This window comes from Zwartia sp., assembly GCF_049655405.1.
Taxonomy (GTDB): domain Bacteria; phylum Pseudomonadota; class Gammaproteobacteria; order Burkholderiales; family Burkholderiaceae_B; genus Zwartia.
In genome coordinates this window covers 367,622-392,649 of record NZ_JBASJR010000011.1, presented here as the reverse complement: position 1 = coordinate 392,649, position 25,028 = coordinate 367,622, and the positions used below count along the sequence as shown (strand labels likewise).

General features: G+C 53.4%; 25 protein-coding genes. 17 read left to right on the top strand and 8 right to left on the bottom strand.

Annotation, left to right across the window (positions count from 1 at the left end; translation table 11 throughout):
- Positions 1-25: 25 nt before the first annotated feature.
- Complete coding sequence (locus WBJ47_RS09720) at positions 26-916, bottom strand: alpha/beta fold hydrolase (RefSeq protein WP_422246618.1); 891 nt, start codon at positions 914-916, stop codon at positions 26-28.
- A 48-nt stretch (positions 917-964) separates the two neighbouring features.
- Between WBJ47_RS09720 and WBJ47_RS09715 the strand changes: the two genes are divergently transcribed.
- Together WBJ47_RS09715 and WBJ47_RS09710 are read left to right on the top strand one after the other, a co-directional pair.
- Positions 965-1,762: a shikimate dehydrogenase family protein gene (locus WBJ47_RS09715; protein ID WP_422246616.1), complete on the top strand. Its 798-nt coding sequence runs from the start codon at positions 965-967 to the stop codon at positions 1,760-1,762.
- On the top strand, positions 1,762-3,360 hold the full coding sequence (locus WBJ47_RS09710) for a GMC family oxidoreductase (protein WP_422246614.1): 1,599 nt from the start codon (positions 1,762-1,764) through the stop codon (positions 3,358-3,360). The genes WBJ47_RS09715 and WBJ47_RS09710 overlap by 1 nt, the downstream gene beginning before the upstream one ends.
- Here the strand turns inward: WBJ47_RS09710 and WBJ47_RS09705 are convergent.
- Positions 3,357-4,994 carry a glycerol-3-phosphate dehydrogenase/oxidase gene (locus WBJ47_RS09705; protein ID WP_422246612.1) on the bottom strand — a complete coding sequence of 546 codons (1,638 nt, stop codon included), beginning with the start codon at positions 4,992-4,994 and terminating at the stop codon, positions 3,357-3,359. The two genes, WBJ47_RS09710 and WBJ47_RS09705, sit on opposite strands and share 4 nt — an antisense overlap.
- 9 nt (positions 4,995-5,003) lie before the next feature.
- Complete coding sequence (gene glpK / locus WBJ47_RS09700) at positions 5,004-6,521, bottom strand: glycerol kinase GlpK (protein WP_422246610.1); 1,518 nt, start codon at positions 6,519-6,521, stop codon at positions 5,004-5,006.
- A 233-nt stretch (positions 6,522-6,754) separates the two neighbouring features.
- On the opposite strand from glpK, the gene WBJ47_RS09695 reads away from it, so the two are divergent.
- The 4 genes from WBJ47_RS09695 to WBJ47_RS09680 are packed head-to-tail and all read left to right on the top strand — an operon-like array spanning position 6,755 to position 10,441.
- Positions 6,755-7,636 (top strand): amidohydrolase family protein, encoded by an 882-nt coding sequence (locus WBJ47_RS09695; RefSeq protein ID WP_422246609.1) that lies wholly within the window; start codon positions 6,755-6,757, stop codon positions 7,634-7,636.
- A 44-nt stretch (positions 7,637-7,680) separates the two neighbouring features.
- The gene (locus WBJ47_RS09690) at positions 7,681-8,676 is read left to right on the top strand and encodes a TRAP transporter substrate-binding protein (RefSeq protein WP_422246607.1); all 996 of its coding nucleotides are present in this window, start codon (positions 7,681-7,683) and stop codon (positions 8,674-8,676) included.
- 60 nt (positions 8,677-8,736) lie between these two features.
- Positions 8,737-9,174: a TRAP transporter small permease gene (locus tag WBJ47_RS09685; RefSeq protein WP_422246605.1), complete on the top strand. Its 438-nt coding sequence runs from the start codon at positions 8,737-8,739 to the stop codon at positions 9,172-9,174.
- A complete protein-coding gene (locus WBJ47_RS09680) occupies positions 9,167-10,441 on the top strand; it encodes a TRAP transporter large permease (RefSeq protein WP_422246603.1) in 1,275 nt (424 codons plus the stop codon). The genes WBJ47_RS09685 and WBJ47_RS09680 overlap by 8 nt, the downstream gene beginning before the upstream one ends.
- A gap of 59 nt (positions 10,442-10,500) precedes the next feature.
- Here the strand turns inward: WBJ47_RS09680 and queC are convergent, their stop codons facing one another.
- Together queC and WBJ47_RS09670 are read right to left on the bottom strand one after the other, a co-directional pair.
- Positions 10,501-11,196 (bottom strand): 7-cyano-7-deazaguanine synthase QueC, encoded by a 696-nt coding sequence (gene queC, locus WBJ47_RS09675; RefSeq protein ID WP_422246601.1) that lies wholly within the window; start codon positions 11,194-11,196, stop codon positions 10,501-10,503.
- A 14-nt stretch (positions 11,197-11,210) separates the two neighbouring features.
- Entirely contained in the window at positions 11,211-12,716 is a 1,506-nt protein-coding gene (locus tag WBJ47_RS09670) for a CoA-acylating methylmalonate-semialdehyde dehydrogenase (RefSeq protein WP_422246664.1), read from the bottom strand.
- Between the two features lie 154 nt (positions 12,717-12,870).
- Between WBJ47_RS09670 and fabL the strand changes: the two genes are divergently transcribed.
- The 7 genes from fabL to WBJ47_RS09635 all read left to right on the top strand — a co-directional run bounded on the left by fabL (position 12,871) and on the right by WBJ47_RS09635 (position 19,677).
- Positions 12,871-13,626 carry an enoyl-[acyl-carrier-protein] reductase FabL gene (gene fabL, locus WBJ47_RS09665; protein WP_422246599.1) on the top strand — a complete coding sequence of 252 codons (756 nt, stop codon included), beginning with the start codon at positions 12,871-12,873 and terminating at the stop codon, positions 13,624-13,626.
- Between the two features lie 5 nt (positions 13,627-13,631).
- Positions 13,632-14,390, top strand: coding sequence for a 3-oxoacyl-ACP reductase family protein (locus WBJ47_RS09660; RefSeq protein ID WP_422246597.1), 759 nt, complete (start codon positions 13,632-13,634; stop codon positions 14,388-14,390).
- A gap of 96 nt (positions 14,391-14,486) precedes the next feature.
- Positions 14,487-14,915 carry an acyl carrier protein gene (locus WBJ47_RS09655; RefSeq protein ID WP_422246595.1) on the top strand — a complete coding sequence of 143 codons (429 nt, stop codon included), beginning with the start codon at positions 14,487-14,489 and terminating at the stop codon, positions 14,913-14,915.
- Entirely contained in the window at positions 14,893-15,828 is a 936-nt protein-coding gene (locus tag WBJ47_RS09650) for a hypothetical protein (protein WP_422246594.1), read from the top strand. The genes WBJ47_RS09655 and WBJ47_RS09650 overlap by 23 nt, the downstream gene beginning before the upstream one ends.
- Complete coding sequence (locus tag WBJ47_RS09645; protein ID WP_422246592.1) at positions 15,825-17,138, top strand: beta-ketoacyl-[acyl-carrier-protein] synthase family protein; 1,314 nt, start codon at positions 15,825-15,827, stop codon at positions 17,136-17,138. Before WBJ47_RS09650 ends, WBJ47_RS09645 begins: the two co-directional genes overlap by 4 nt.
- Positions 17,139-17,143: 5 nt before the next feature.
- On the top strand, positions 17,144-18,421 hold the full coding sequence (locus WBJ47_RS09640) for a beta-ketoacyl-[acyl-carrier-protein] synthase family protein (RefSeq protein ID WP_422246590.1): 1,278 nt from the start codon (positions 17,144-17,146) through the stop codon (positions 18,419-18,421).
- Positions 18,415-19,677: a 4'-phosphopantetheinyl transferase superfamily protein gene (locus WBJ47_RS09635; protein WP_424585353.1), complete on the top strand. Its 1,263-nt coding sequence runs from the start codon at positions 18,415-18,417 to the stop codon at positions 19,675-19,677. Before WBJ47_RS09640 ends, WBJ47_RS09635 begins: the two co-directional genes overlap by 7 nt.
- Positions 19,678-19,762: 85 nt before the next feature.
- Here the strand turns inward: WBJ47_RS09635 and WBJ47_RS09630 are convergent, their stop codons facing one another.
- The gene (locus tag WBJ47_RS09630; protein ID WP_422246586.1) at positions 19,763-19,993 is read right to left on the bottom strand and encodes a hypothetical protein; all 231 of its coding nucleotides are present in this window, start codon (positions 19,991-19,993) and stop codon (positions 19,763-19,765) included.
- A gap of 90 nt (positions 19,994-20,083) precedes the next feature.
- Positions 20,084-20,455 (bottom strand): Rap1a/Tai family immunity protein, encoded by a 372-nt coding sequence (locus WBJ47_RS09625; protein WP_422246584.1) that lies wholly within the window; start codon positions 20,453-20,455, stop codon positions 20,084-20,086.
- Positions 20,456-20,579: 124 nt separating this feature from the next.
- On the opposite strand from WBJ47_RS09625, the gene WBJ47_RS09620 reads away from it, so the two are divergent.
- Entirely contained in the window at positions 20,580-21,017 is a 438-nt protein-coding gene (locus WBJ47_RS09620) for a glycine zipper 2TM domain-containing protein (RefSeq protein WP_422246583.1), read from the top strand.
- A 101-nt stretch (positions 21,018-21,118) separates the two neighbouring features.
- Here the strand turns inward: WBJ47_RS09620 and WBJ47_RS09615 are convergent, their stop codons facing one another.
- On the bottom strand, positions 21,119-21,424 hold the full coding sequence (locus WBJ47_RS09615) for a high-potential iron-sulfur protein (RefSeq protein WP_422246581.1): 306 nt from the start codon (positions 21,422-21,424) through the stop codon (positions 21,119-21,121).
- Between the two features lie 211 nt (positions 21,425-21,635).
- Between WBJ47_RS09615 and WBJ47_RS09610 the strand changes: the two genes are divergently transcribed.
- The 3 genes from WBJ47_RS09610 to WBJ47_RS09600 all read left to right on the top strand — a co-directional run bounded on the left by WBJ47_RS09610 (position 21,636) and on the right by WBJ47_RS09600 (position 25,018).
- Positions 21,636-22,988, top strand: coding sequence for an amidase (locus tag WBJ47_RS09610; protein ID WP_422246579.1), 1,353 nt, complete (start codon positions 21,636-21,638; stop codon positions 22,986-22,988).
- Positions 22,985-23,836 carry a PA4780 family RIO1-like protein kinase gene (locus WBJ47_RS09605; RefSeq protein WP_422246578.1) on the top strand — a complete coding sequence of 284 codons (852 nt, stop codon included), beginning with the start codon at positions 22,985-22,987 and terminating at the stop codon, positions 23,834-23,836. Before WBJ47_RS09610 ends, WBJ47_RS09605 begins: the two co-directional genes overlap by 4 nt.
- Before the next feature lie 84 nt (positions 23,837-23,920).
- Positions 23,921-25,018, top strand: coding sequence for a branched-chain amino acid aminotransferase (locus WBJ47_RS09600; protein ID WP_422246576.1), 1,098 nt, complete (start codon positions 23,921-23,923; stop codon positions 25,016-25,018).
- Positions 25,019-25,028: the final 10 nt, after the last annotated feature.

Sequence of the window (25,028 nt, the reverse complement as noted above, 5' to 3'; positions counted from 1 at the left end):
GTTCTCTGCGCATTCTTTCTCCTGCTCATTTTTTACGCGCAAAGGCTTGCTGACTAAACTTTAAAACGGCCTGATTAAAACTCTCAGGCTCATCTACAAATAATGCGTGCCCAGCCTTGTCAAACATTTCGATGGTGATGAGATCTCGGGCACGTTTTTTTTGCAGTGCGTCTCCTTGCTCTTTGAGCCAAGGTCTGATGGCAAAGAGAACGGGTACTTGCTGTTTTTGTAGCGTTTCGCTCCAATAGGTGCGCGGGTAGGGCTGATTGAGTAACTGGATAGCGACATTTGGGGCGGCTTGAAGTGCAGAGTCAAGGACAGCTTGTGCCAATAATGGCGGAGGTGTTTTGCGATAAATGTCCTGGCTAAAGGTTCGCATATATTGCTCACGCTTGACTGGATCGTTCATTGTTTGAGCAAAATTCGAACGACGTCCTGCCGGTGGTTTGCCCTCGCCGACAGAGTTGTCAATCAAAATCAAACCCTTTAGACCTTGAGGTTTGTAGTTGGCGACGTAATCAAGTGATTCCAGCACACCCAGCGACCACCCCGCCAGCACAAAGTCTCCGACTTTGGTGGCTTTTAAAAACTCAGCGATATCTTCAATCCGTCGCTTAGGGGCGTGAGAAAGTTTGGTGACTTCAGAGAGTCCTTGCGACCTTGGGTCCAGCGCCAAGACTCTGTAGGTGGACGAGAGTGCTTCGAATTGCTTTTCAAATACGGCTGCCGGCATCAGCCAGCCCGGAATCAGCACAATTGTTTTGTTGCCACGACCTGCCTCGATGTAATGCAGGCGAACCCCGTCTGACGTCGTAAAGGTATGGTGTTGAACGGGTGCCGCTAAACCCAGCGCAGGCCAGAGGGCAGGCCAGAGCGCAATTGACAGAATGCGAGCGAGTTTTTTGAATCGATTCATGAGTAAACTCCAGCATCAAAGTCTGAAAATCAATAACTAGCTGACATTATGATGGAAATCACAGGAAGCACGCGACTCTATGGCATCGTGGCCGATCCAGTCTCGCAGGTCAAGACGCCACAAACGATGCGTAAAGTCTTCGATAAAAGAGGCACAGATGGCGTGTTGGTCCCCATGCATGTGGCCCCAGAGAATTTGCCAGTCTTTGTGCAGGCCCTGCGAGGCGTACTGAACTTTGGCGGCATGATTGCCACCGTACCGCATAAAACAGCGATGGTTGACTTGTGCGATGACATCACGCCTGCTGCGCGTCTTGTCGGTGCCGTCAATATTGTGCGCCGTAATTCAGATGGCAGTCTGTCCGGAGATATTCTGGATGGACAAGGTTTTGTAGGGGGGTTGCGTCAGTCCGGCATTGAACCCAAGGGGCTGCGTGTGTTGCTGTGTGGTGCCGGAGGGGCCGCCAAGGCGATTGCTTTTGCTCTGGCGGATGCGGGAGTGGCTTGCCTAAATCTCTACAACCGTACGCAGACAAAGGCACAAGACATCATCACGCGACTACAGACCGTTTATCCGGCAGTCCCGATGGCCGCCGTGGGTGCCAATCCTGCTGGTTATGATTTGGTTGTCAATGCAACGACTTTGGGTATGCAGCCAGGTGATCCAATGCCTTTAGATGTCAGTGGCCTGAGTTCGAGTCAAACGGTTGCGGAAATCATTATGACTCCCGTCTGGACACCCTTGTTGCTAGCTGCGCAGGCAAAAGGCTGTCGTATACAGTTTGGGTTGCCAATGCTCGAATGTCAGATTGAATTGATGGCGGACTTTATGGGAGTCGCAAAGTAATGGAACAGTTCGACTACGTGATTGTAGGTGGCGGGACGGCCGCCTGCGTATTGGCGAATCGCTTGACGGCCAATGGGCGCTATACGGTTCTGATGCTTGAGGCAGGTGGTGAGCCCAAAAGTATGTGGATCAAGATTCCTGCGGGTTTCACCAAGTTGCTCAACGATCCGATCTACAACTGGCGTTTTGAAACCGAACCTGAGGACAATACCTTAGGGCGCAAAATCGCGATTCCTCGCGGTAAGGGTTTAGGGGGCTCAAGTCTGATCAACGGCATGATTTATGTGCATGGTCAGCCACAGGATTACGACCACTGGGCGGCACTCGGTGCAACGGGCTGGTCAGCCCAAGACGTTGCACCGTATTTTAAAAAAATGGAAACCTATTTACCTGGTGACGAGATGCGTGGGAAAAGTGGTCCCATGCACATACACCAAGTGAGCGAGCGTTATCCTCTTGCACATGCCTTGTTACAAGCGGCGGAACAAGACGGTCAGCCACTGACCCAGGATTACAACGGTCGTACACAAGAAGGTTTTGGTTATTACCAAGTGGCCCAAAAAAACGGTCAGCGCTGGAGCGTTGTGGAGGGCTATCTCAACCCAGTTCGTCAACGTAAAAACTTGACGATTCGCACGGGAGCCTTGGTCACCAAGATTAATGTGTCAGAGGGGCGCTGTACGGGCGTGACCTATCTAAGTCAGGGCGAAGTTCATACAGTAAACGCTCAGCGCGAGGTCATTCTTGCCGCTGGTGCCGTACAAACACCACAGTTGTTAGAGCTATCGGGCATCGGCGACCCGGAATTGTTGCATCGCCTCGGTATTGCACTCGTGCATGCAGCACCGCGCGTTGGAGAAAACTACATTGATCACTTTGCCACGCGGATGAACTGGCGTGTCAAAAATACGCAGACCTTGAACGAGCTCGCTCAAGGCTGGCGAGTAGGCGTTGCCGCGCTTCAGTACTTTACGCGCAAAAAAGGCTTGCTCACATTGGGTACAGGATTGGTGCACGGGTTTGTCAAAACTCAACCTCAAATTCCGACACCCGATGTGCAATATTTCTTTATGCATGCAAGTTATGCCAATGCGGCCATCCGCAAGTTAGATAGTGCCCCGGGCATGACAATCGGTGTGGCTGGATTACGTCCAACCTCGCAAGGCAGTATTCACTGCAAATCAAATGATCCCGGTCAAGGGCCCTCGATTCGTCCTAATTTCCTGGCAACAAAGCAAGACCAGCAGACCTTGATTGATGGAATGAGAATTGCACGTCAAATTGTGGGCCGACCAGCGTTATCGAGCTTCATTGATTTTGAAATGAGTCCGGGCCCAAACGTCCAGACTGACGAACAATGGCTAGATTTTGGTCGCGCCAACGGCCAAACGATTTATCACCCAATCGGCACCTGTCGGATGGGTACCGATGATCAGGCCGTGGTGGATGTGAGGTTGCGCTTCAAGGGCCTGCGGGGCCTGCGGATCGTGGATGCCTCGGTCATGCCTGCAATGGTGTCTGGCAACACCCAGTCGCCTGTGATGATGGTCGCTGAGCGCGGTGCAGATTTGATCTTGGAGGATGCGCAAGCGAGCTAGGTGCCTGACTGTGGCAGATGTGTGTAGTGAGCGGCGAGCACCATAAATGCCGCAAGCTCTGGGTCTCTGCCGGTTTCCTCGTGGACGATGGCGCTGACAGTAGGAGCAATGGCCCCCGCTAAGCGCGCATCTAAAAATAGCAGTCGCGAACGTCTCGCCAGAACGTCCTCAACGGTACGTGCGTATTCATAGCGCACTGCAAAACGCACCATTGCGACAGTCAGGCCGCCTCCCAACTGTTGTTCGGAACCTGGAAGTGAAGAGACAAAATCCCCTTCATCACCATAGGCAGCTAGGCCGGGGCGCTCATGCATCGAATGCTCAACGGGTTGCCCTGATTGGGCGCCGACAAGGAGGAGTTGCTCGGTGGAACAAGGATTTTTTTCCTTTAGAAGCTTGGCATCTATACAGTGCTTGAGAACATCCTGTGCCATGGCGCGATAGGTCGTCCATTTGCCTCCAGTGACCGTCACTAAGTGTCCTGGACTGACCAGCACCGTGTGCTCACGACTGATTTTCTTTGTATTGCCCGCAGCATCCGTCGGCGGTTTGACTAAAGGTCTTAGCCCCACCCAAATGCTTTTTATATCCGCGCGTGTCGGTGCGCGGTGCAGGTATTGGCCAGCTTCGCGCAAAATGAACGCAAGTTCTTCTTGAAAGGCTTCGGGTTCTAGACTGAGATCTTGTCGTGGTGTGTCTGTGGTGCCAAGGATCACTTTCCCGAGCCAAGGCACGGCGAACAGCACCCGTCCATCGCTGGTATGGGGAACAATGAGTGCTTGATCGCCTGGCAGAAAATCTCCATCCACGACAACATGGACCCCCTGACTAGGTGCGACCATCGTCTGACTTTTTTCTCCGCGTGCTTCATCATCAAGGTGGCGAATTTCATCGACCCAGACACCTGTTGCGTTGACCACGCACTTGGCTTGAATCGTGTAGGGCAGGCCCGTTTCGACGTCTTGCGCCAGAATGCCATTAACATGGTTCTCAGCGTCGTGAAGCAACTCGACGGCCCGACAATAGTTGATGAGCGTGGCGCCCTGTTGAGCTGCGGTCCTTGCGAGCCCTATGGCCAGTCGCGCGTCATCAAATTGGCCATCCCAATACTGTACTGAGCCCTTGAGTCCCTTGGTATTGATGTTGGGGAGTGCGGACTGTGTCGCCGCGACCCCGTGAAAGCGCGTGCGTCCAAGGCTGCGACGGCCTGCAAGGAGGTCGTACATGAGTAAGCCAAGTCCATAAAATGGTTGTTCCCAAAACCGATAGCAGGGCATCACAAAGGATAAGGCGCGAGCAAGATGCGGTGCGTTATGCAAAAGTGTGGCGCGCTCGTGCAAGGCTTCGACCACCAGTGAGATATTGCCCTGCGCAAGGTAACGAACGCCGCCATGCACAAGTTTGGTTGAGCGCGAGGACGTTCCCTTAGCAAAGTCTGCTGCCTCGATCAGTACAACTGAATAACCACGATTGGCCGCGTCGAGTGCCAACCCCAGACCTGTGGCCCCACCGCCGATAATGGCCAGATCAAAGGGCGCTTCGCGTTCAAGTTGAGAAAACAGAGCGCGACGCTCAGTCGCAATTGGCGAAGAGGGCGCTGCTTGGCTGGCTGAGCTGCTTTGTGTGGTCATCATCTGAGTAGTTTAGTCCTCAGACCAGGATTTGGCGCGCTCGACCGCTTGATGCCAGCGCGTGCGTTTAGCGTTGCGCTGTGAATCTGACCACTGTGGTTCAAAACGCCTGTCTTCTTGCCAGAGCTCGGAAATGACCTGCGTGTCTGACCAGAGACCCACTGCCAGCCCAGCTAGATATGCTGCACCTAGTGCAGTCGTCTCAACGATTTTGGGACGCACAACCGGCACACCGAGAATATTGGCCTGCATCTGAAGCAACAAATTGTTTTTTGAGGCGCCACCATCGACACGCAACTCAGTCAAGGTCAAGCTTGCATCTTTTTCCATTGCTTCAAACACATCAGCGACCTGCAGTGCAATCGCTTCAAGCGATGCACGGGCAATGTGCGCCTTGGTCGTCCCGCGCGTCATGCCAATGAGAGTCCCTCTCGCATGGCCATCCCAATAGGGCGCCCCGAGTCCTGTGAATGCCGGTACCAGATAGGTATCTCCTACGTCCGCGACGCTTTGGGCCAGTGCTTCGACCTCGCCGGCAGTTTGAATGATGTTGAGGCCGTCGCGTAGCCATTGGATCGTGGCCCCTCCCATAAAAACTGAGGCCTCCAGGCAATAGGTTGTCTGCATCGAAGTCGCTGGCGGCACTGCGCGCTGCCAGCCCACAGTCGTCAATAAATGATTTCGGCTCGTCACAGGTTGAGTGCCTGTATTGAGCAACATAAAACATCCTGTTCCGTAGGTGTTTTTTGCCATCCCAGATTCAAAACAGCCTTGCCCGAATGTGGCGGCTTGTTGATCCCCGACCATCGCTGCGATAGGAATGGCATGGCCGAGTACCGATGCTTCGGTATGCGCGAGTGCGCCGGAGCTTGGTACGACTTTTGGCAAGACTGCACGTGGAATGTTGAGCAGCGTCAGCAGCTCGTCATCCCAGTCCAGAGTATGCAAATTAAACAGTAGCGTGCGTGAAGCATTGCTCACATCCGTGATGTGGCTACGACCGGCTGTCAGATTCCAGGCGAGCCAACTGTCAACAGTACCAAAAGCAAGTTCGCCCCGTTGGGCGCGAGCTCTGGCCCCGTCAATATTATCCAGCAGCCAAGCCAGCTTGGTCCCTGAAAAATACGCGTCGAGTACCAGACCCGTTTTGGTTTGAATCAAGTCGGTCAGCCCTTGCTGGCGCATGGCGGCGCACTGATCTGCCGTTCGGCGATCTTGCCAGACGATCGCAGGCCCGACGGGTTGACCGGTTTTTCGATCCCATAGAACGGTCGTCTCGCGCTGGTTCGTGATCGCGAGCGCTGCAATATTTTCAGGGCTTGAACACCGCTTGAGGAGCGTTTGTGTGACCTCGTACTGTGTTGCCCAGATATCCCGAGCATCATGCTCGACCCAACCTGGCTGGGGAAAATGTTGCGCGTACTCTTTTTGTGCCGAATCTACGATAACGCCCCTCTCGTCAAAGAGAATCGCGCGCGAGCTCGTGGTGCCTTGATCAAGCGCAAGGATATATTTCACACTTGCTTTCATGACCTGAATCCTGAGTGAAAAATGACTGGTGTTAAAGCTGTTTTCAATTGATTATGCATCTGCTTTTGTTAAACATGCCCTTTGAAGCGCAATATTAGTATTTACCCGAATGTCTGGGTCGTTTGTGCTTGACTCAGGGAGAACGTCAATCGCATTCTTTATCCATTAGTGCTTAAATTGCAGTCAGACAAATATGTCACAAATATAAAAAATGCCGGGGATCGCACTACATCATGATGACATCCGAATATTTACCTTTTGATCCTTTGGTTACCCCAAAGAATCGCTTGCCCGAAGGTACGGTTGACTGCCATTTTCACGTATTTGAGGATCCGGCGGTCTATCCTCACACCGCAAATCGCTCATACACGCCATCGCTTGCACCTTGGGCAGCCTTCGAGGCGATGAACAATAGCATTGGTGCAGACCGTGCTGTGTTGGTCCATCCCTCTGTGTATGGACATGATCACAGTACCTTGTACGACACCATGCGTGCGCATGCTGATCGTTTACGCGCTGTGGCGGTTCTGTCGGTCGACAGCACCGACGCAGAAATCGAGCGACTCCATCAGGCAGGAACGCGAGGCACGCGAGTCAACATCTTGTTTGCTGGCGGTAGTCAGCTCAGCGATGCTGAGTCCTTGGCGCGTCGGATTAAGCCGTTTGGCTGGCATATCCAGTTCTTGGTCGATGTGGCTGCTCAACCTGATATTCCAGTTTGGGCTTCCAAGCTTGGCGTGCCCGTCGTTTTTGATCACTTTGGACACCCGTCCAAGCCTGACGTCCATGACGCCGGATTTAAAAATATGTGCGCACTCGTGCAAGAGGGCACTGCGTGGGTGAAGTTGTCGGGCGCATACCGTGTGGTCGATCCCGCCAACAAATGGGCAGCGATTCAGCCCTTTGTCGACGCCTTGCTCAACACACGAACGGATCGCCTAGTCTGGGGAACTGATTGGCCGCACCCCAATATTCCGGCACCGATGCCCAATGATGGCGATATCGCCGACACCGTTTTTAAATGGTTACCGACCGAGGCGCTTCGCCAGCAAATTTTGGTTCAAAATCCTGAAGTGCTTTACGGGTTTGCACCGTTCGCTGGTCGTCGAGCCTAACGCTAAATACATTTATGAGTTTCAATCTATCTAGGAGATAAAACATGAAACGTCGTCACCTCTTGGCTCTTTCGGCCATCGTATCTGCAGCTTTCACATTTTCAATGCCAACAGTGGCGAGTGCTCAAACCGTACTCAAGCTAGGCTGGACAACGGCTGACAGCCCGACCGATCCCTATGCGGTGGGTGCGCACGCATTTAAAGATGCAGTCGAAAAGCTGACTAAAGGCACAGTGCAAGTACAACTCTATCCTAACCGTCAGCTCGGTGATGAAAAGCAAATGATGGAAGGTGTCCGTTTCGGTACGGTGGACTCAGCCATTATTACCAACGCCGTGATCGCGCAGATCGAACCTGCTTTCCAGATCAATGACTTGCCTTTCCTGTTCTCAAATGAAGCTCAAGCACAAAAGGCTTTGGACGGTAAAGTGGGTCAGGATCTGACAGCCCTGTTAGCCAAGAAAAACATCATGGTATTAGGCTATATGGAAGGCGGTTTCCGTCAGATGATTAACAACAAAAAGCCCGTTGTTGCTCCCGCTGACGTGACAGGTGTGAAATATCGCGTGATGCAAAACCCTGTATTCATCGATATGTTTACCTCCTTGGGCGGCGCAGCCGTACCAATGGCTTGGGGTGAAACCTTTACTGCCGTTCAGCAAGGCACCATTGATGGCCTGGAAATCCCGATCGCAGTGATCGACAGCAGCAAAATGTACGAAGTCACAAAGTTCTTGTCGCTGACAAACCACACATACTCCGCGATTGAGCTGATTCTTTCCAAGCGTGTGTTTGACAAGCTCAACGCAGAACAAAAAGCTGCAGTCATCGAAGCCGGTAAACAGGCCACGGCTATCCAGCGGCTGGCTGCAAACAAGAACGAAAAAGCGTTGCTCAGTGGTCTTGAAAAGAAAGGCATGAAGGTCAACACAGTGGGTGACGTGGCAGCCTTCCGCGCAACCGTTCAACCTATGTACGAAAAAGCTAAAAAGACTGTCGGTGAGTCCATGGTCAATCAGGCTCTTGATTCAGTGAAGTAATTTCAAAAGTACTCAGTAGGAATACAGATGCGCCGTTATTTTGATTGTTTAGAAAGGGTCTTGAAGCTAACTGCTGTCACGATTGTGCTGCTCATGCTTCTCGCCCTGGCGGCGCAAGTATTTCTGCGTTATGTGTTTGGCAAGTCTCTGAGCTGGAGCGAAGAGCTTGCCTTGCTAGGTTTTGCCTGGGTCATTGTGATCACGACAGCCATTGGGGTGCGACGCATGACGCATGCCAGGATGGATTTGATGTTGAATGTGTTGCCTGCTTCTGTGCACCAGTGGCTAGAGAAGTTGATTGCCTTATTGCTGCTTGCCTTGGGTCTATTCATCACTTATGCAGGCTGGGGATATTTTCAGGAAACTCGTGGTTCGACTTCGGCTGCTGTCGGTTTTCCGATTGAATTTCTTTACGCAGCAGCACCTGCTTTCGGTGTGCTGATTGCTTTATTTTCATTTGAGAGGCTCATGCCTTGGGCGGAGTCTCTTGATGAGTAGTGTGGCGTGGTTATTGTCGGCTGGTTTCGGCGTGTTGATGTTGCTTGGCGTGCCTTTTGCGTTTGCGATTGGCATAGTGGTGGCTATTTCCTTGCTTGTAGCGGGCATTGAACCGTTACTGATGCCGCAGTCGATCCTCGCGGGGACGCAGTCATTCTCTTTGTTGGCGATTCCGTTTTTTATGCTTGCTGGCGAGTTAATGTCAGCAGGCGGTTTATCGGCGCGATTAATTAAGGTGGCGGATGTTTTCGTCCGTCATCTGACAGGCGGTCTTGGACACGTCACTGTCTTGGCTGCCGCAATTTTTGCCGCGATTTCTGGCTCTGCGCCTGCCACGACAGCCGCGATTGGGGCGATCATGATTCCCGCGATGGCTGAGCGAGGCTATGGTAAAGGCTTTGCTACCGCGCTTGCTGTGAGTGCCGGTGTATTGGCACCACTCATTCCTCCCTCGATTGCCTTTGTGATTTGGGGTGTGATTGCCGAGCAGTCAATTTCCAGGCTATTTAGCGCCGGTATCTTGCCAGGACTCGTGATGGCTCTAGGTTTGATGCTAGTGTGCTGGGTGCATGCCAAGCGCAACAAAATCCCGACACAGAAACGCGCGAGTCTGCGTGAGATTGGACAAGCTTTACGCGAAGGTGTTTGGGCGCTTTTGGCCCCAGTGATTGTTCTGGGCGGAATTTACGGTGGCGTGTTTACGCCAACGGAGGCCGCGGTTGTGAGTTGCGTGTATGCGCTCTTCGTCGGGATGGTGATTGAAAAGCAACTGACCTTCGCCAGCCTCTCGCCGATTATCTGGCGTTCGCTGAAAATTACTGCGATCGTGATGTCAATTGTGATTTTTTCAGCGGGCTTCGGCATCTTGATCGCACAAGAGCAACTCGCACCTAAATTAGCAGCATGGTTGTCGCAGAATATTCAGGAAAAGTGGTTGATGCTGCTAGTTCTGAATATTGCGTTTTTCCTGTTGGCGGCTGTGATGGATGAGATCGCGATCATGGTTGTGCTTGGGCCACTGTTGATTGCGATTGCTAAGAGCTTTGCAATCGATCCGATTCATTTTGGTGCCATCATTGTGACAAACGTTGCGATTGGAATGGCTGCGCCGCCTATCGGATATTGCTTGTTTGTCGGAATGGCGATCAGTGGGCTCAAGCTCGGTGAGGTCGCTTCAAAGATATGGCCGTTTATCGCCATCATGTTTGTGGTGTTGATGCTTGTGACCTACGTGCCGGAGTTCTCACTGGCATTTCAAGCGCGTTAGATCACTATCGCGCTCAGTCTCATAGAGCTCAGCCATTGAGCGCCTAGAGAGTCGCTTGATCAGATAGGGAACTTGAGATCGAGCGGGTCAGTCAGTCCAAGCTCAGCAAACCCCTTGGCGCGTAGCAAGCATGAATCGCACTGCTTGCAAGGCGCACCCTCTGGGCTCGGGTCATAGCAACTCGTCGTTTCTGCAAAATTGACGCCGAGTTCCATGCCGCGCCGAATAATATCGGCCTTAGTCATATCTATCAGAGGCGCCCGAATCTTGAGGCGCTGATGACCTTCGACGCCCGCTTTGGTGGCAAGGTTACCCAAGTGCTCAAAGGCTTCGATGTATTCGGGGCGACAGTCGGGATAGCCGCTGTAATCCATTGCATTGACGCCTACAAATATATCCTGTGCACCAAGAACCTCGGCCCACCCCAATGCCAAACTTAAAAAAATCGTATTGCGAGCGGGCACATAGGTAATAGGAATGCCCGCACTGATATCGTCAACAGAATGTCCTTTTGGAACAGGAATGTCGGCCGTCAGTGCAGACCCACCAAAGCTACGTAAATCTAAATCTAGGATGACATGCTTGGATACGCCGCGCGCGCGCGCGAATTCCGTTGCCTTTTCAAGCTCAACGGAGTGACGCTGTCCATAACGAAAACTTAGGGCAAACACCTCGTAGCCCTCGTCTTGCGCGATCGCGAGAACGGTGGTCGAGTCCAGGCCACCGCTTAACAAACACACTGCTCTTTTTGTCATCCCTGATCTCGATCTTACTTGGCGGTTGGCATGACAAACTCAGCACCTTTGCCAATGGTTTCTGGCCAGCGCTGCATGATGGATTTTTGCTTGGTGTAGAAACGCACGCCTTCTTCCCCATAGGCATGCATGTCTCCAAACAAGCTTTTCTTCCAGCCACCAAAACCATGCCAGGCCATGGGCACAGGGATCGGCACGTTAATTCCGACCATACCGACCTGGATACGGCGACCAAATTCACGGGCGACGTTACCGTCACGGGTATAGCAGGACACGCCGTTGCCGAACTCGTGCGCATTGATGAGGTCGACAGCCTGAGCGAAATCTTTGACGCGGACGCAGCCGAGAACGGGACCGAAAATTTCTTCTTTGTAGATGCGCATCTCTGGGGTGACATGGTCAAACAGTGAGCCACCGGTAAAGAAGCCTTGTTCGTGGCCGGGGACTTTATGGCCACGGCCGTCAACCACTAATTTGGCGCCTTCTTTGACACCAATATCGATATAGCCCTCGATTCGCTCAAGTGCCTGACGGGTCACGATCGGTCCCATTTCAGCATCGAGCTCCAGACCATTTTTAATTTTGAGCGTTTTAGCGCGTTCGGCGAGCAAAGGCACAATCTTGTCGGCAACATCGCCAACCAACACCGCGACAGAGATCGCCATGCAGCGCTCGCCAGCAGAGCCGTAGGCTGCGCCAATCAAGCCATCAACGGCTTGTTCGATGTCCGCATCGGGCATGACGACCATATGGTTCTTTGCGCCACCCAAGGCTTGGACGCGTTTGCCGAGGTCAGCACCGCGCTGGTAAATGTATTGAGCAATTGGGGTCGAGCCCACAAAGCTGATGGCTTTGACATCGGGGTGTTCGAGTAAACCGTCGACGGCGACCTTGTCGCCCTGGACGACGTTAAAGACGCCATCGGGCAAGCCTGCTTTCTTAAACAACTCAGCCATGAAAATCGAGGCTGAAGGATCGCGCTCGCTGGGTTTGAGCACAAAACAGTTGCCGGCAGCAATCGCGACGGGGAACATCCAGCAAGGCACCATGCAGGGGAAGTTAAACGGCGTAATGCCGGCCACTACGCCGAGCGGCTGGCGCAACGTCCAGTTGTCAATGCCGGTCGAGACTTGGTCAGTAAAGTCGCCTTTGAGCAGTTGAGGCATACCGCAGGCAAATTCGACGATGTCGATGCCGCGCATCACTTCGCCCTGAGCGTCGGTAAATACCTTGCCGTGCTCCTGAGTAATGATCGAGGCGAGCTCGTCCTTGTGGGTATTGAGCAACGCCAGAAAGTTGTTCATGATGCGTGCGCGGCGGATGGGGGGCGTATCCGACCAGGCAGGGAAGGCGGCTTTGGCGCTGGCAACAGCCTCGTTGACGGTCTCCAGACTCGCGAGCTCGACTTTGCGTGTGGCTTGTCCCGTCGCGGGATTAAAGACATCCTGGCTCCGTGCACCTGGGTGTGTCACGGTTTTGCCGTGAATCCATTGGGAGACGACAGCGGGGATGGCGGGCATTGGAGGCTGCTTGGACATGCATGTTCCTTTAGCGTAAGCGATGAATCAATCAATCCTCCATTGTAAGATGGCTGGGCACTAGTTGAGGCGCTTATTGGTCGCTTTTCTTGATCTTGGTTAAACTTTCACTTTCCCTAGGAGTGTTACCCCCATTATGAGTCAGCCCCTATCCGGTAAAGTTGCTTTGGTCACCGGAGCCGCGCGCGGCATCGGTCGTGCGTGTGCCCTGAAATTGGCCTCTGCCGGTTGCGACATTGTTGCCAACTACTACAACAGCTCTGACGAAGCAGAGGCTGTCTGCGCTGAGGTTCGCGCGATGGGCCGGCGCGCGATCGCTGTTCAGGCGAGCGTAGGCGTGCCCGATAGCGTGGCCGAGATGTTTGAAATCATTGCAAAAGAGTTCGGTCACCTTGATATCGTTATCAGCAATGCTGCCTCGGGGGTACTCAAGCCAGCGATGGATATGACGCTGAAGCACTTTCGCTGGTGTCTCGAAACCAATGCTTTCGCAGTGAACTTGTTGGCTCAGCACGCGGCCCCTCTGATGAAGAACGGTGGTCGTATCGTGGCAATGTCCAGTCTCGGTGCACAGCGGGCAATGCCCCATTACGGCTTTATTGGCGCCTCCAAGGCCGCACTCGAGTCGCTCGTCCGGACGTTGGCCCAAGAGCTCGGTCCACGAGGGATTCGCGTCAATACCGTCTCTGCTGGTGTGGTGGATACCGATGCCTTGAGTCACTTTCCCAATCGGGATCAGGTTCTGTCTGAATTTGCTGCACGTACCCCTGCCGGTCCCAGCCTGTTACCGGCTAATGTGGCGGATGCGGTGTATCTGCTGTGCTTGCCAGAGGCTGCATGGGTCAACGGTCACACCTTGGTAGTCGACGGCGGTTTCGCCATTTCAGGTTAAAAATTATGACGTTCAAATCAGGTTTATCTGGCAAAGTCGCCATCGTGACGGGCGGCTCACGTGGAATTGGTCGTGCGATCGTCGAAACTCTCGCTGGCGAGGGCGTCAATGTGACTTTTTTTTACAAAGGCAATCAAGCTGCGGCAGAGGACGTGGTCGCGGCTGTGACAGCTGCGGGCGGACAGGCCACTGCCTTGCAAGTGGATGTGAGTGATGCTGCCGCATGCGCTGCAGCGGTTGAGTCCATTGGCGAACGTTGTGAACGCATTGATATCCTTGTCAATAATGCAGGGATCGTGCGCGACAACCTGATGGCTGCGATGGAAGATGAAGAGATCGCGTCAGTTCTCAACACCAATGTCGGTGGCGTCTTTAACGTTGCTCGGCCGGTGATTCCTTATATGATGTCCCAGCGCGCTGGTCGTATCGTCAATCTTTCCTCGGTCGCAGGCGCTAAAGCCGGTCGTGGTCAGGCCAATTATGCTGCGAGCAAGGGTGCTGTTGATGCCCTGACTCGAGCAATGGCTGTCGAACTGGCTCCACGCAAGATTTTGGTCAATGCAGTAGCGCCAGGTGTGATTGAGACTGAAATGTCTCAACAAGTCCGGGATTTGGCCGAAGATGAGGTAAAGGGCAACATTCTGTTAAAACGGTATGGTGCGGCCCAAGACGTTGCGAATGCAGTAGCATTCTTAGTGTCAGATATGGCTGGATACGTCACCGGACAGATCCTTTATGTCGATGGCGGCTTTAAAATGGGCTGAAACAGGGGGCATGATGCCTGTCTCAGCAGTTTTGCGAGGCGGGATTTCCCTATAGTTGGGTTAAAATAGCGCGCGTTGACATATACGGAGTAAATCATGGCTGAAGCAGTCATCTCTAAAGAAGAAATCATGGCGGTCTTCCCGACCGTTCAAAAAACGATGGCCGATGCACTAGGCTGCGATGTAGATGACATCAAGTTGGACGTCTCTCTGATTGAGGGCCTGGACGCTGAGTCAATCGACTTTCTGGATATGGTGTTCCGTCTTGAGCGCGCCTTTAAAATCAAGGTTCCACGCGGCAAGATCATCGAAGACGTGCGCGGCGATATGCCTGTTGCCGAATTCGAAGAAAACGGTATCCTGACCGAAAAAGGTTTGGCGCGTTTACGTGAGTATTTGTCCGAAATCGATGCATCACGCTTCAAAACGCCCATGCGTGTCGATCACATTGCGCGTCTCTACACCCCTGAAACTTTCTGCAAGCTCGTGATCCGCGCTCAGCGTGAGTCACAAGCCGCTGGCTGATATGGCAGTCTCAATGGCGCAGGCCTCTGAGGCCTCGCCAGACGGTGGTTCGGGTGGTGCTTGTGGTTTAGTTTGCCGCTTCGCGGCCTTTTCGTTCGTCGATCGCATTACTCAAATCGAAGGGACGTCCCGCGTATCCGGTCTCTATACGATCCCAACTGAGGTCTCTCACTTTCCTGTGAGCTTGGTCGCTGAGGCGATCGGGCAGCTTGCTGCGTGGGTGGCGATGTCGGTTGTCGACTTTACTCACCGTCCCGTTGCTGCGCTGGCGGGTGACACGCGAATGCATCGCTTACCCAAAGCGGGTGACACGCTTGAGTTGATTGTGGCTATTGAGTCGTGTGATGCTGAATCCATCCAGTACCGTGGTCGTGCGCTGGTTGAGGGGCAGCTCGTTCTAGAGCTCAGCGATACCTTGGGCTCGATGCTCGATATCCTCGAGTTTGATGAGCCAGATGCTTTGAGAGCTGACTTTGCCTTGCTGACCTCAACAGGCCGCAAGCCTGGCGCCTTCAAAGGCGTTCCCAGCCCTGTACTGACCGATTTGGCTGGAGAAGGCACTCAGCGCCTTGAGGCAAATTTATCCGTGCCCGCTGCGGCCGAGTTTTTCTTAGACCACTTTCCTCGGCGCCCCGTCTTTCCCGCGACCTTGATGCTGGATGCGCAGTTGCAGCTCGCTCAGCGTCTGGCGAAAAGCTTGGCAGGCGGTCCCGTGCGCGTCCAGCGCATTACCAACGTCAAGGTGCGAGCCTTTACTGCTCCCTGCGCAACACTGGTATTGTTTGCTGAGGTCGCCGAGCCAGGTCAATCCGACGTTGAACCTATTTTGATTAAAGTCGGCGCTCAAGCTGAGGGCCGTACGATTGCAGGTGCCAAGATGTTCTTTGTCCCTGACTCCGGAGAAACCGCATGACCGCAAGACGTCGCGTAGCGATTACTGGCATTGGGCTTGTCACACCAGCAGGTTTGGATGTGGCATCGACTTGGGCGCGCATCAAGGCCGCCAAGGGATGTGCTGGTCCTATTACGATTTTTGACGCCTCCGGTTTTTCCACACGTATCGCCGCCGAAGTCAAAGGCTTTGACGATCTGCCGCCTCTTGACGATCGCAAGCTGCTCAAGTACGCAAGCCGCGCCCATCGTTTTGCCATTGGCGCAGCGGATCAGGCGATTGCAGATGCAGGCATTCGACCGACTCTACAAGACGCTGCGCGCTGGGGTTGTGTGGTGGGCGCTGGCATGATGACGGTGGCGCACGAAGAAATTGCCGCCATTCAACGGGCTGCCGCTCCTCAGGGTGAATTCGAACCTTCTGCGATTTTGTCTGAACCGGTTGCCAGCGATGTGATGGCTTTTAGTCGCAGCTTGTCGACAGCGGGCGTATCCTTGTTACTCCGTCGTTTCGGAATACGTGGCTATGCCTCGACAGTCCATACCGCATGTGCGTCAGGTGGCCAAGCCATCGGCACAGCGTTGCGTTTGATTCGTCGCGGTGTCGCCGATCGCGTGCTCACGGGTGGTTTCGATTCAATGATTTCACCGGTTGGCTTATCGGGATTTTGTTTGCTATCCGCCGTTTCGCCTGACAATGATGCCCCCGAACGTGCCAGCCGCCCGTTTGATTTGACGCGTAACGGTTTTGTGCTGGGTGAGGGTGCTGGTTTCCTCGTCCTCGAAGAGTGGAACAGCGCAGTCCAGCGTGGCGCTACGATTTATGCCGAGTTGGCAGGTGATGGCAATTCGTTGTCGTCATACCGTATTACCGACTCCCACCCCTCGGGTGATGGCCCGATTCAAGCGATGCGCCGCGCCATTGTCGATGCCGGTGCTACTGAGGCCGATATCACATACTTGAATGCGCATGGCACCTCGACGCCAATGAATGACCGCAGCGAGTGCGCGGCAGTTCATGCCGTCTTTGGTGAGCGCGCCATGCAGGTGGGTGTCAGCTCAACCAAGAGCGTCACAGGTCACCTGATTGCTGCAGCCGGAGCCGTTGAGGCTGGATTTTGTGCCTTGGCGATTCGGGATGGTTTGATGCCCCCGAGCGCCAATCTGCGCGAACTCGACCCTGATTGCGCTGTGGACATTGTGCGCGATGTGCCGCGACCCGCGCGCATCGGTATGGCCCTTTCCAACTCCCTTGGTTTTGGTGGCAGTAATAGTTGTTTGGCTTTCAGGCACCCCGAAGAAACCGCAGCGTTGATCGCTGCAGGACGGTAATAGTTATGACCCGTATTGTGATCACTGGTAATAGTGCGATTTGTGGCGCAGGCCAAGACCCCGCCAGTATTGTGGACACATTGCTCCAAGGACAATCGGCGCTCGCTCCGATTGCTGCATGGGACGCTGAAAGGTGGAACGGCAGTTTGGCAGCCGAGGTCAAGGACTACAACGGCGGAAAGCTGTTGGGCGATCGCAAGTTGCTCAAATTAGTCCGTCGCTCGGATGTGTTTGGAATCTATGCAGGGACACAGGCGATTGAGCAAGCCGGCCTGCCCGCCTGGCGCGAGACGCTGAATGAAAAGGCGGCCAATGACTATGCAGACCAGACCGGATGCTATGTTGGGTCGGGTGGTGGTGCGTTTGAGGTGAACTACGACTACTTTCCTCTGATGGCTGAAACAGGTGGCAGTCTGGCTAAGTTTGGTCAGGAATTGTCCAATATGGTCAATCCCATGTGGCTACTGCGTTCCTTGCCTAACAACGTGCTCTGTCACGTAAGTATCCGTAATCAGCTAAAAGGCCCCAATGGCTGCATCACCAATCACACGACGAGTGGCGTGTTGTCGGTGATCGAAAGTGCCTGGGCATTGCGCGAAGGAGATGCGCAGCGTGTGGTGGCGATTGGTCATGATGCGCCGATCGAGCCACAAACCTTGCTCTATCTGGACAAAGTGGGTTTGATCTCCAAGGATTTATTGCGTCCCTACGACGAACGCCACAATGGCTGTTTGCTGGGAGAGGGTGCTGCATCTCTCGTTTTAGAGACGGAGAGTTCTGCCAAAGAGCGCGGAGCAAAGATTTTGGGTGAATACCTCGGGGGCGGTGATGCTTCAGAGGGTGAAGGCATCTTTGATGTACGTGAGGATGGTGATGGCTTGAGTCGCGCGATCGAGTGTGCGCTTTCTGACGCAGGTCTCAAGCCTGCCGATGTCGGAATGATTGTGGCGCACGCAAATGGTACGCAAGGTTCAGACTGCTCTGAGGCGGCCGCGTTACTGCGAGTGTTCGGTGCTGATATGCCTCCTGTGACGGGATTCAAGTGGTCGATTGGTCATCTTTTTGCAGCCTCTGGCGCGATAGATGTGGCTCTGGGCTTGGAAGCATGTCGTCGAAATGTTGTACCTGGGATTGCAAACCTTGAACAACTTGCGGCAGGTTGTTCGGGTCTCAATGTGAGCCGTGAGAACCGCCCTGCACGTAGCGACATTGTTTTGGTGTTGTGTCGAGGCTTTGCCGGCACCAATGCGGCCGTTCTGTTGCGCGCATCGCGCGAATGTTGAATGGTGTGACGCAAACGAACGCTCAGCCGAACGTTTTGCTTGACGGAGCCTCCTTGCCAGACGGTTGCGCAGTCGACACTGTCGAGATTGCGCGCGTCGCACGCCTGATTGAGGCGATGCCAGGCGAGCTAGACAAGCTTTTTTCTCAACGCGAAATTGAGGATGCGGGAAATGGGCCCGGTCGGGTCGCAAGTCTCGCTGCCCGCTTTGCGGCCAAAGAAGCCTGCCTCAAGTTGTTTCCCCGAGAAACTGCGCTCAACACGATTACCGCCATGGATTTTTCCGTCGTCAAAGACGAATATGGCGCGCCTCATATCGTGGCTTCGCCCGCAGCTGAAATCGTGATGGGCCGCCACCTGGTTCAAACAATCAAAATATCCCTGACCCATAGCGAATCAACGGCCACGGCTGTGGCGCTGAGAATTCAACGCATCCTCAAACCCTCTTGGGGCGGACGTTTTCTTTTTCGGTGGTTACCTTACCGTCGTGCTGTGATTTTAGAAAATCTCAATCGTGTGTATGGTGCAAATGTTGCGCCTTCGCAGATTGCTTTGCTTGCGCAGGCTCATTACAGTCATTTGTTATCGCTGTTAAAAGAGCTCATTCAGTTTCGTTTTTTGTCTGAGGCGCGCAAAAAATCCATCGTACGTGTCGAAGGTGTCGATGGCATGATCGAAGCGTTCGAGGCAGGCAAGGGGATTTTGATTTTGACAGGACACTTTGGCAATTTCGAGGTGTCCACAGTCGCTGGGATTGAGCATTTTCCGCAGGTCAAAGGGCGCATCCATTTCTTGAGACGCCCGATCAAGCCAAAGTGGCTCAGCGATTTGCTGACCCGACGTTTTAATCAAGCAGGTTTTGGCGTAGTGGGGCGACGGGGCTCACTCGAAGAAATCGTCTCTACGATTGAGTCAGGCGATGCGATTGTGTTCCCCTTCGATCAATATGCGCGTCGTCCTGAGGGGATTGAGGTCGAGTTCTTTGGTCAGGCAGCGGGAACCTATAAAAGTATGGCCGTGATTGCCTTGGCGACTGGTGCCCCCGTGATTCCTGCTGCGTCTTGGCGCGAGCCTGATGGCACGCATGTACTCAAGTTTTTTCCTGCGCTGAATCCCGTGCTGGACGATGATGTAGGTCAGGAAATCATTAAAAATACGCGTGCGTATAACCAAGCACTTGAGCTTTCGATTATCCGTCACCCCGAGCAATGGTGGTGGGTCCATCGCCGTTGGAAAAATCAAAAGCCCCGTAAATAACGAGGCTTTTGGGTAAAACGCGCTTCTGGCTAAGCACGGATGTCTGCACTGAATTCAAACAGTTAAACCATAAAGCAGTTCAGTTTCACTGACCTTGTTCGTGCTTGTCATAAATATAACCACCCAGCACACCGGCTGCAGCGCCACCAATGGCGCCCCAGATGGGATTGCCGCCAGCGATTGCTGTAATGCCTGCGCCTGCGGCCGCGCCAATCGCACCGCCAGAGAGCTCACGTTGTTGTGTAGTGTTCATGTTTGAACAGCCTGTCAAGGCCAAGGCTGCAATAAGGGGAAGGGCCAACAAAGTTTTTTTCATGGATATTGCTCCTAAAGTGCATTCATTCAAATGTGCTTGAAGTCAAACAAGCGTGTGTTGCAAGGCTTCGCTCAATCGTATTAAAGGGGTTCAGCCCTTTTTGCATGGGTAGGTTTCGCCCAAATAACGCAAAATCGTGTCGGCGGCTGAAATTTGATTGAACTTAGGATTGGAAGCTGACCAAGTCATAAAGCCATTGATATAGTCTTGACGGGTATTTTTGGAGCTTTCAGCACAGATGAAGGGCTTTGCTCTTTTGGGGTGACGGGTAATCAGGTAGGTTTCATACACGCCCTGACTAAAGCCATGACAGAAATTTTGTGCAGCGACATCAGTTGTTTTGCTGCACATTGCGACGAATTCTTGGGTCGTCGTAGAAGCTTTGGGTACTTGAGCATTCACAGCGCTTGCTGCACTCAACAACGCTACACAAGCACCAGCTAGGGCAAATTTAAATTTCATGTCGATCTCCTAAGGACGAGTGAAACGATTCCGTCTCAATCACGATGATGGCTAAAAGCACCCGCTTAGCGTTACACTTAGCTTGTGGATTTAACAAAGATTAACAAATTTAACGGGAATGATCATGTTCAAACAAATTTCGAAAATTGCACTTTCTTTGATGGTTGCAGTCGGTTTGGTCGCGTGCGCACCGACAACGCCAAGTGCGCCTATGGAAATCCGTTCAGGCGTGATCGAGCAGATCAATGCGACTCAGATTAAAAACAACCATGAAACAGGTGTTGGCGCCGTGGTGGGCGGCTTGGGTGGTCTTGGAATCGGCGCGCTGATCGGTGCCGGTACTGGCAAAACCGTTGCAATGGTTTTAGGCGCGATCGGTGGTGCTGTCGCAGGCAATGAAATCCAAAAGCATTATGACAAACCCGTCGAAGGCCAGCAGATTTTCGTGCGTACAAGCGGTGGTGTCTTGGTCAGCGTGACGCAGCCGACGGGTAACTTGCGCGTTGGTCAAAAGGTCTACATTGAAGGTTCTGGCACAGAAGCACGCGTCATTGCTCAGTAATTGATCACTGATAAATAAAAAAGCTGCAACAGAGTTTCTGTTGCAGCTTTTTTACTTTCTGCTGAGAAATAACGGAATCTCTCAGCTAACGACTCAAGACATTAAGCTTTCTTGATGTACGCATTACACCAGCCTGGACCGGCAACCAATTTTCCTGGGAAAATAGTACAGGTGCCTGCGTCAGCGGATTTGCTGGCGTAAAGCTGGCAGTTTGAGCAAAGTTGGCCATCGGCGAACTTAGGAAATTTTGCTTTTTCAACTGTCTTGGCATCTGCCTTGTAGCCCAATGCAACGGCGGTGGGTTCGGCTTCGCCGAGCATGGCTTGGGCCTGTGCCTGACTGGCCATCGTCAATGAGGCCAAACCGGCGGTAGTGTAGATCATGAACTGGCGACGTGATGGTTGCATAGTCGTATCCTGTATGAGGTTGCATCAAACGATGCGAAACTTATTTTATCTCTTTAAAAGACCACAAAAGTACCAATAGACCTATCGAGCTAGGGGATAGCCCCGTTTTTGAACTGAGCGCCTACAAAAGCTCGCTTGACCCCACGCTCGGTGTTCCTTACATTGTCGGATTGTCCTTGCGCGCAAGCGCCTCAAACGAAGAGCCTCTTTAATGATCCACATTCACGAAACAATCGAACAGCTGAACCAGCGCCTGACGCGCGGAGAAACAACCCGCGAGGCGCTTGTCGCCGGTGCTCTGGAAGCAGCGGGCTTGCCGGCTGCTAAGAGCGTCTTTACTAAAATATACCCCGAGGCTGCACTTGCCGCGGCGCGCGCAGCTGACGCCTCACACAAGGCTGGCGTGACGCTGCCTGCCTTAGCTGGTTTGCCTGTGTCGATTAAAGACTTGTATGGTGTGGCGGGTGAAACCACGATGGCTGGCTCCGTCGTATGTCAGGGCGAACCTGCTCAAACTCAGGATGCCCCTGTAGTGGCACGTTTACGCGCAGCCGGTTCGGCGATTGTGGGCAAAACCAACATGACCGAATTTGCTTTCTCAGGAATCGGTATCAATCCCCACTATGGCACACCCGTGAATCCAACCGATCAGACTGTGGCACGCGTGCCAGGCGGCTCCTCGTCGGGCGCGGGTGTATCGGTGGCGTTGGGTCTATCTGTTGCAGGTCTTGGCTCTGATACTGGTGGTTCGATTCGGATTCCTGCAGCACTATGTGGCATTGTGGGCTTTAAAAGCACGCAAAATCGTGTTCCTTTGGAGGGCGCATTAGAGCTTTCCCGTGCGCTGGATACGGTTTGCGCCATGACGCGCAGTGTTCAGGACTGCATCACAGTGGATGCGGTTCTGTCGGGAGCCCTGCTACCTGTGCGTCGTCGCCCGATCGCTGGGATGCGTTTGGCTGTGCCCCAGACCATGGTGCTTGATGGCCTAGATCACACAGTTGCCCAAGCCTTCGACCGTAGCTTGTCAATTTTGTCTGCTGCGGGAGCGCAGATTATCGAAATCCCCTTGACCGAGTTTGCAGACATTCCCAAGGTCAACTCACCTGGCGGACTCTCGCCTATCGAAGCTTACGCAGTGCATCACGAGCGCTTGGCTCGCGCACAGGCTCAGTTTGACCAGCGCGTGGCGGCTCGGGTGATGCTGGGCGCCCCGATTACCGCTCAACAGTACATCGCGCTGCTAGATAAGCGCCGTGCATGGATTGCTAGCGTTGAACGCGCCATTGAGGGCTTTGACGCACTGATGTGCCCAACGGTACCAACCGTCGCGCCTGAGCTTGAAAAGCTGATTGCTTCCGATGAGGCATTCTTTAAAGCGAATGGTCAGATGTTGCGCAATACCTTCACCATCAACTTGTTGGACGGCTGCTCCTACAGCTTGCCTTGTCACCGTGAGGGAGAGTTGCCAGTGGGGCTGATGCTGTCTTCTGTGCATGGCGATGATGCGCGCTTGTCTGCGGTCGCATTGGCAGTCGAAGATGCTTTGAGTGCGCACCGATGAAGATCCCCCCAAGACTCAAGCCCCTCGTAGAGGAAGGGTTGGTCGATGAGGTGTTGAGCCAATTGATGAGCGGCAAAGAAGCGACCGTGTACGTCGTGCGCAGTGGCGAGTCTATTCGTTGTGCCAAGGTGTACAAGGACGCTAAACAGCGCAGCTTTAAAAATGCGGTGTCTTACACAGAAGGACGCAAGGTCAAAAACAGCCGTCAGGCACGTGCCATGGAAAAGGGCACGCGCTATGGGCGGCAGATGCAAGAAGAGCTTTGGCAAAATGCCGAGGTCGATGCGTTATTCCGCTTGGCCAATGCGGGCGTTCGCGTGCCACAGCCCTATATTTGTACGGACGGTGTGTTGCTCATGGAGCTTGTCACCGATGCAGAGGGTGATGTGGCCCCCAGACTCAATGATGTCGAGCTCACACCGGAGCGTGCGCGAGAGTGTCATGCCTATTTGATTAATCAGGTCGTTCGCATGTTGTGTGCCGGCATCATTCATGGTGACTTATCCGAATACAACATTTTGATGGCGACAGATGGTCCCGTGATTATCGATTTGCCGCAAGCGGTGGATGCGGCCGGCAATAATGAAGCGCGCCCCATGTTGCTGCGAGATGTTCAAAACTTGGCTGTTTATTTTGGGCAATTTGCGCCAGAATTGCTCACAACTGATTACGGCAAAGAAATTTGGAAACTTTTCGAAGCGGGAGAGTTGACCCCCGAGTATGCCTTGACCGGACATTTTGAAGCGGACACCACGCCTGTCGATATGGACGGTCTGATGCAGGAAATCGAAGAGACTCGGCGCGAACAAGAGGCGTTACTCAGGCGTTTGCAGGAGCGCCAAGAGTAGTCAGGTCGGCAACGATCTTCACCCTCAGCACGATGTCCGTGCGTGGCTATAATCAACCAAATAATCAATCCTCTGACAACTTCCATGACTGCGAACACATCTCTGGTTTTCAAAGCAACACGCTCGTCAAATGCACGCTCGGTGGCCGAGCGCGAAGCAATTCTGGCGAACCCCGGTTTTGGTAAGTACTTCACAGATCACATGGTCTCGATCGATTGGACCGTCGAAGATGGTTGGTATGACCCGCAGGTCAAGCCCTATGGCCCCTTGCTGTTGGATCCAGCCGCCTCGGTGCTTCACTATGCCCAAGAGATTTTCGAAGGTATGAAAGCCTATCGGCATGCCGATGGTTCCGTCTGGACCTTTCGTCCTGAGGCCAATGCAGCTCGCATGCAACGCTCAGCGCACCGACTTGCATTGCCAGAGCTGCCGACAGACCTGTTTCTTGAGTCGATCAAGCAAATTGTGGCGATCGACCATGCATGGGTGCCTTCTGCGCCCGACATGAGTCTGTATCTGCGTCCTTTTATGATTGCCAACGAAAATTTTCTTGGCGTCCGCGCGGCTCAAAAAGCCGCCTATTTTGTGATTGCAAGTCCCGTTGGTCCCTATTTTGCAAAAGGTGTGGCGCCAGTATCTATTTGGTTGGTCGAGGACTATTCGCGCGCAGCACACGGTGGCACGGGGGCAGCAAAATGCGGCGGCAATTACTCCGCTTCCTTGTTGCCTCAAAAAGAAGCGTACGAAAATGGTTGTTCTCAGGTCCTGTTTTTGGATTCCCAAGAGGGTAAATACCTCGAAGAGCTCGGTGGCATGAACATCTTTTTGGTCAAAAAAGACGGCACGCTGGTTACGCCTGATTTGACGGGCAGCATCCTCGAGGGCGTCACACGGGCCAGTATTATCCAGCTCGCAAAAGACCGTGGCCATCAAGTCGAAGAACGCAAAATATCGATTGACGAGTGGCGTCAGGGCATTGCATCGGGAGACTATGTCGAGGCGTTTGCCTGTGGCACTGCAGCAGTGGTGGCACCGATTGCGGCACTGAAAGGTCGCGGCTTTATTGCTGGTGATGAAAATGCGCCAGCCGGTAAGCTCACTATGGCCTTGCGTCAGGAGCTCACCGATATTCAGTACGGTCGTCAACCTGATCGTCACGGCTGGCTCAAGCGTTTAGTCTAAGCGCGTGGAC

Bases quoted from the DNA above. Each gene is read 5' to 3' on its own strand.
- WBJ47_RS09720 (WP_422246618.1), bottom strand. From the start codon at position 916: ATGAATCGATTCAAAAAACTCGCTCGCATTCTGTCAATTGCGCTCTGG.
- WBJ47_RS09715 (WP_422246616.1), top strand. From the start codon at position 965: ATGATGGAAATCACAGGAAGCACGCGACTCTATGGCATCGTGGCCGAT.
- WBJ47_RS09710 (WP_422246614.1), top strand. From the start codon at position 1,762: ATGGAACAGTTCGACTACGTGATTGTAGGTGGCGGGACGGCCGCCTGC.
- WBJ47_RS09705 (WP_422246612.1), bottom strand. From the start codon at position 4,994: ATGATGACCACACAAAGCAGCTCAGCCAGCCAAGCAGCGCCCTCTTCG.
- glpK (WP_422246610.1), bottom strand. From the start codon at position 6,521: ATGAAAGCAAGTGTGAAATATATCCTTGCGCTTGATCAAGGCACCACG.
- WBJ47_RS09695 (WP_422246609.1), top strand. From the start codon at position 6,755: ATGATGACATCCGAATATTTACCTTTTGATCCTTTGGTTACCCCAAAG.
- WBJ47_RS09690 (WP_422246607.1), top strand. From the start codon at position 7,681: ATGAAACGTCGTCACCTCTTGGCTCTTTCGGCCATCGTATCTGCAGCT.
- WBJ47_RS09680 (WP_422246603.1), top strand. From the start codon at position 9,167: ATGAGTAGTGTGGCGTGGTTATTGTCGGCTGGTTTCGGCGTGTTGATG.
- queC (WP_422246601.1), bottom strand. From the start codon at position 11,196: ATGACAAAAAGAGCAGTGTGTTTGTTAAGCGGTGGCCTGGACTCGACC.
- WBJ47_RS09670 (WP_422246664.1), bottom strand. From the start codon at position 12,716: ATGCCCGCCATCCCCGCTGTCGTCTCCCAATGGATTCACGGCAAAACC.
- fabL (WP_422246599.1), top strand. From the start codon at position 12,871: ATGAGTCAGCCCCTATCCGGTAAAGTTGCTTTGGTCACCGGAGCCGCG.
- WBJ47_RS09660 (WP_422246597.1), top strand. From the start codon at position 13,632: ATGACGTTCAAATCAGGTTTATCTGGCAAAGTCGCCATCGTGACGGGC.
- WBJ47_RS09655 (WP_422246595.1), top strand. From the start codon at position 14,487: ATGGCTGAAGCAGTCATCTCTAAAGAAGAAATCATGGCGGTCTTCCCG.
- WBJ47_RS09645 (WP_422246592.1), top strand. From the start codon at position 15,825: ATGACCGCAAGACGTCGCGTAGCGATTACTGGCATTGGGCTTGTCACA.
- WBJ47_RS09640 (WP_422246590.1), top strand. From the start codon at position 17,144: ATGACCCGTATTGTGATCACTGGTAATAGTGCGATTTGTGGCGCAGGC.
- WBJ47_RS09635 (WP_424585353.1), top strand. From the start codon at position 18,415: ATGTTGAATGGTGTGACGCAAACGAACGCTCAGCCGAACGTTTTGCTT.
- WBJ47_RS09630 (WP_422246586.1), bottom strand. From the start codon at position 19,993: ATGAAAAAAACTTTGTTGGCCCTTCCCCTTATTGCAGCCTTGGCCTTG.
- WBJ47_RS09625 (WP_422246584.1), bottom strand. From the start codon at position 20,455: ATGAAATTTAAATTTGCCCTAGCTGGTGCTTGTGTAGCGTTGTTGAGT.
- WBJ47_RS09620 (WP_422246583.1), top strand. From the start codon at position 20,580: ATGTTCAAACAAATTTCGAAAATTGCACTTTCTTTGATGGTTGCAGTC.
- WBJ47_RS09615 (WP_422246581.1), bottom strand. From the start codon at position 21,424: ATGCAACCATCACGTCGCCAGTTCATGATCTACACTACCGCCGGTTTG.
- WBJ47_RS09610 (WP_422246579.1), top strand. From the start codon at position 21,636: ATGATCCACATTCACGAAACAATCGAACAGCTGAACCAGCGCCTGACG.
- WBJ47_RS09605 (WP_422246578.1), top strand. From the start codon at position 22,985: ATGAAGATCCCCCCAAGACTCAAGCCCCTCGTAGAGGAAGGGTTGGTC.
- WBJ47_RS09600 (WP_422246576.1), top strand. From the start codon at position 23,921: ATGACTGCGAACACATCTCTGGTTTTCAAAGCAACACGCTCGTCAAAT.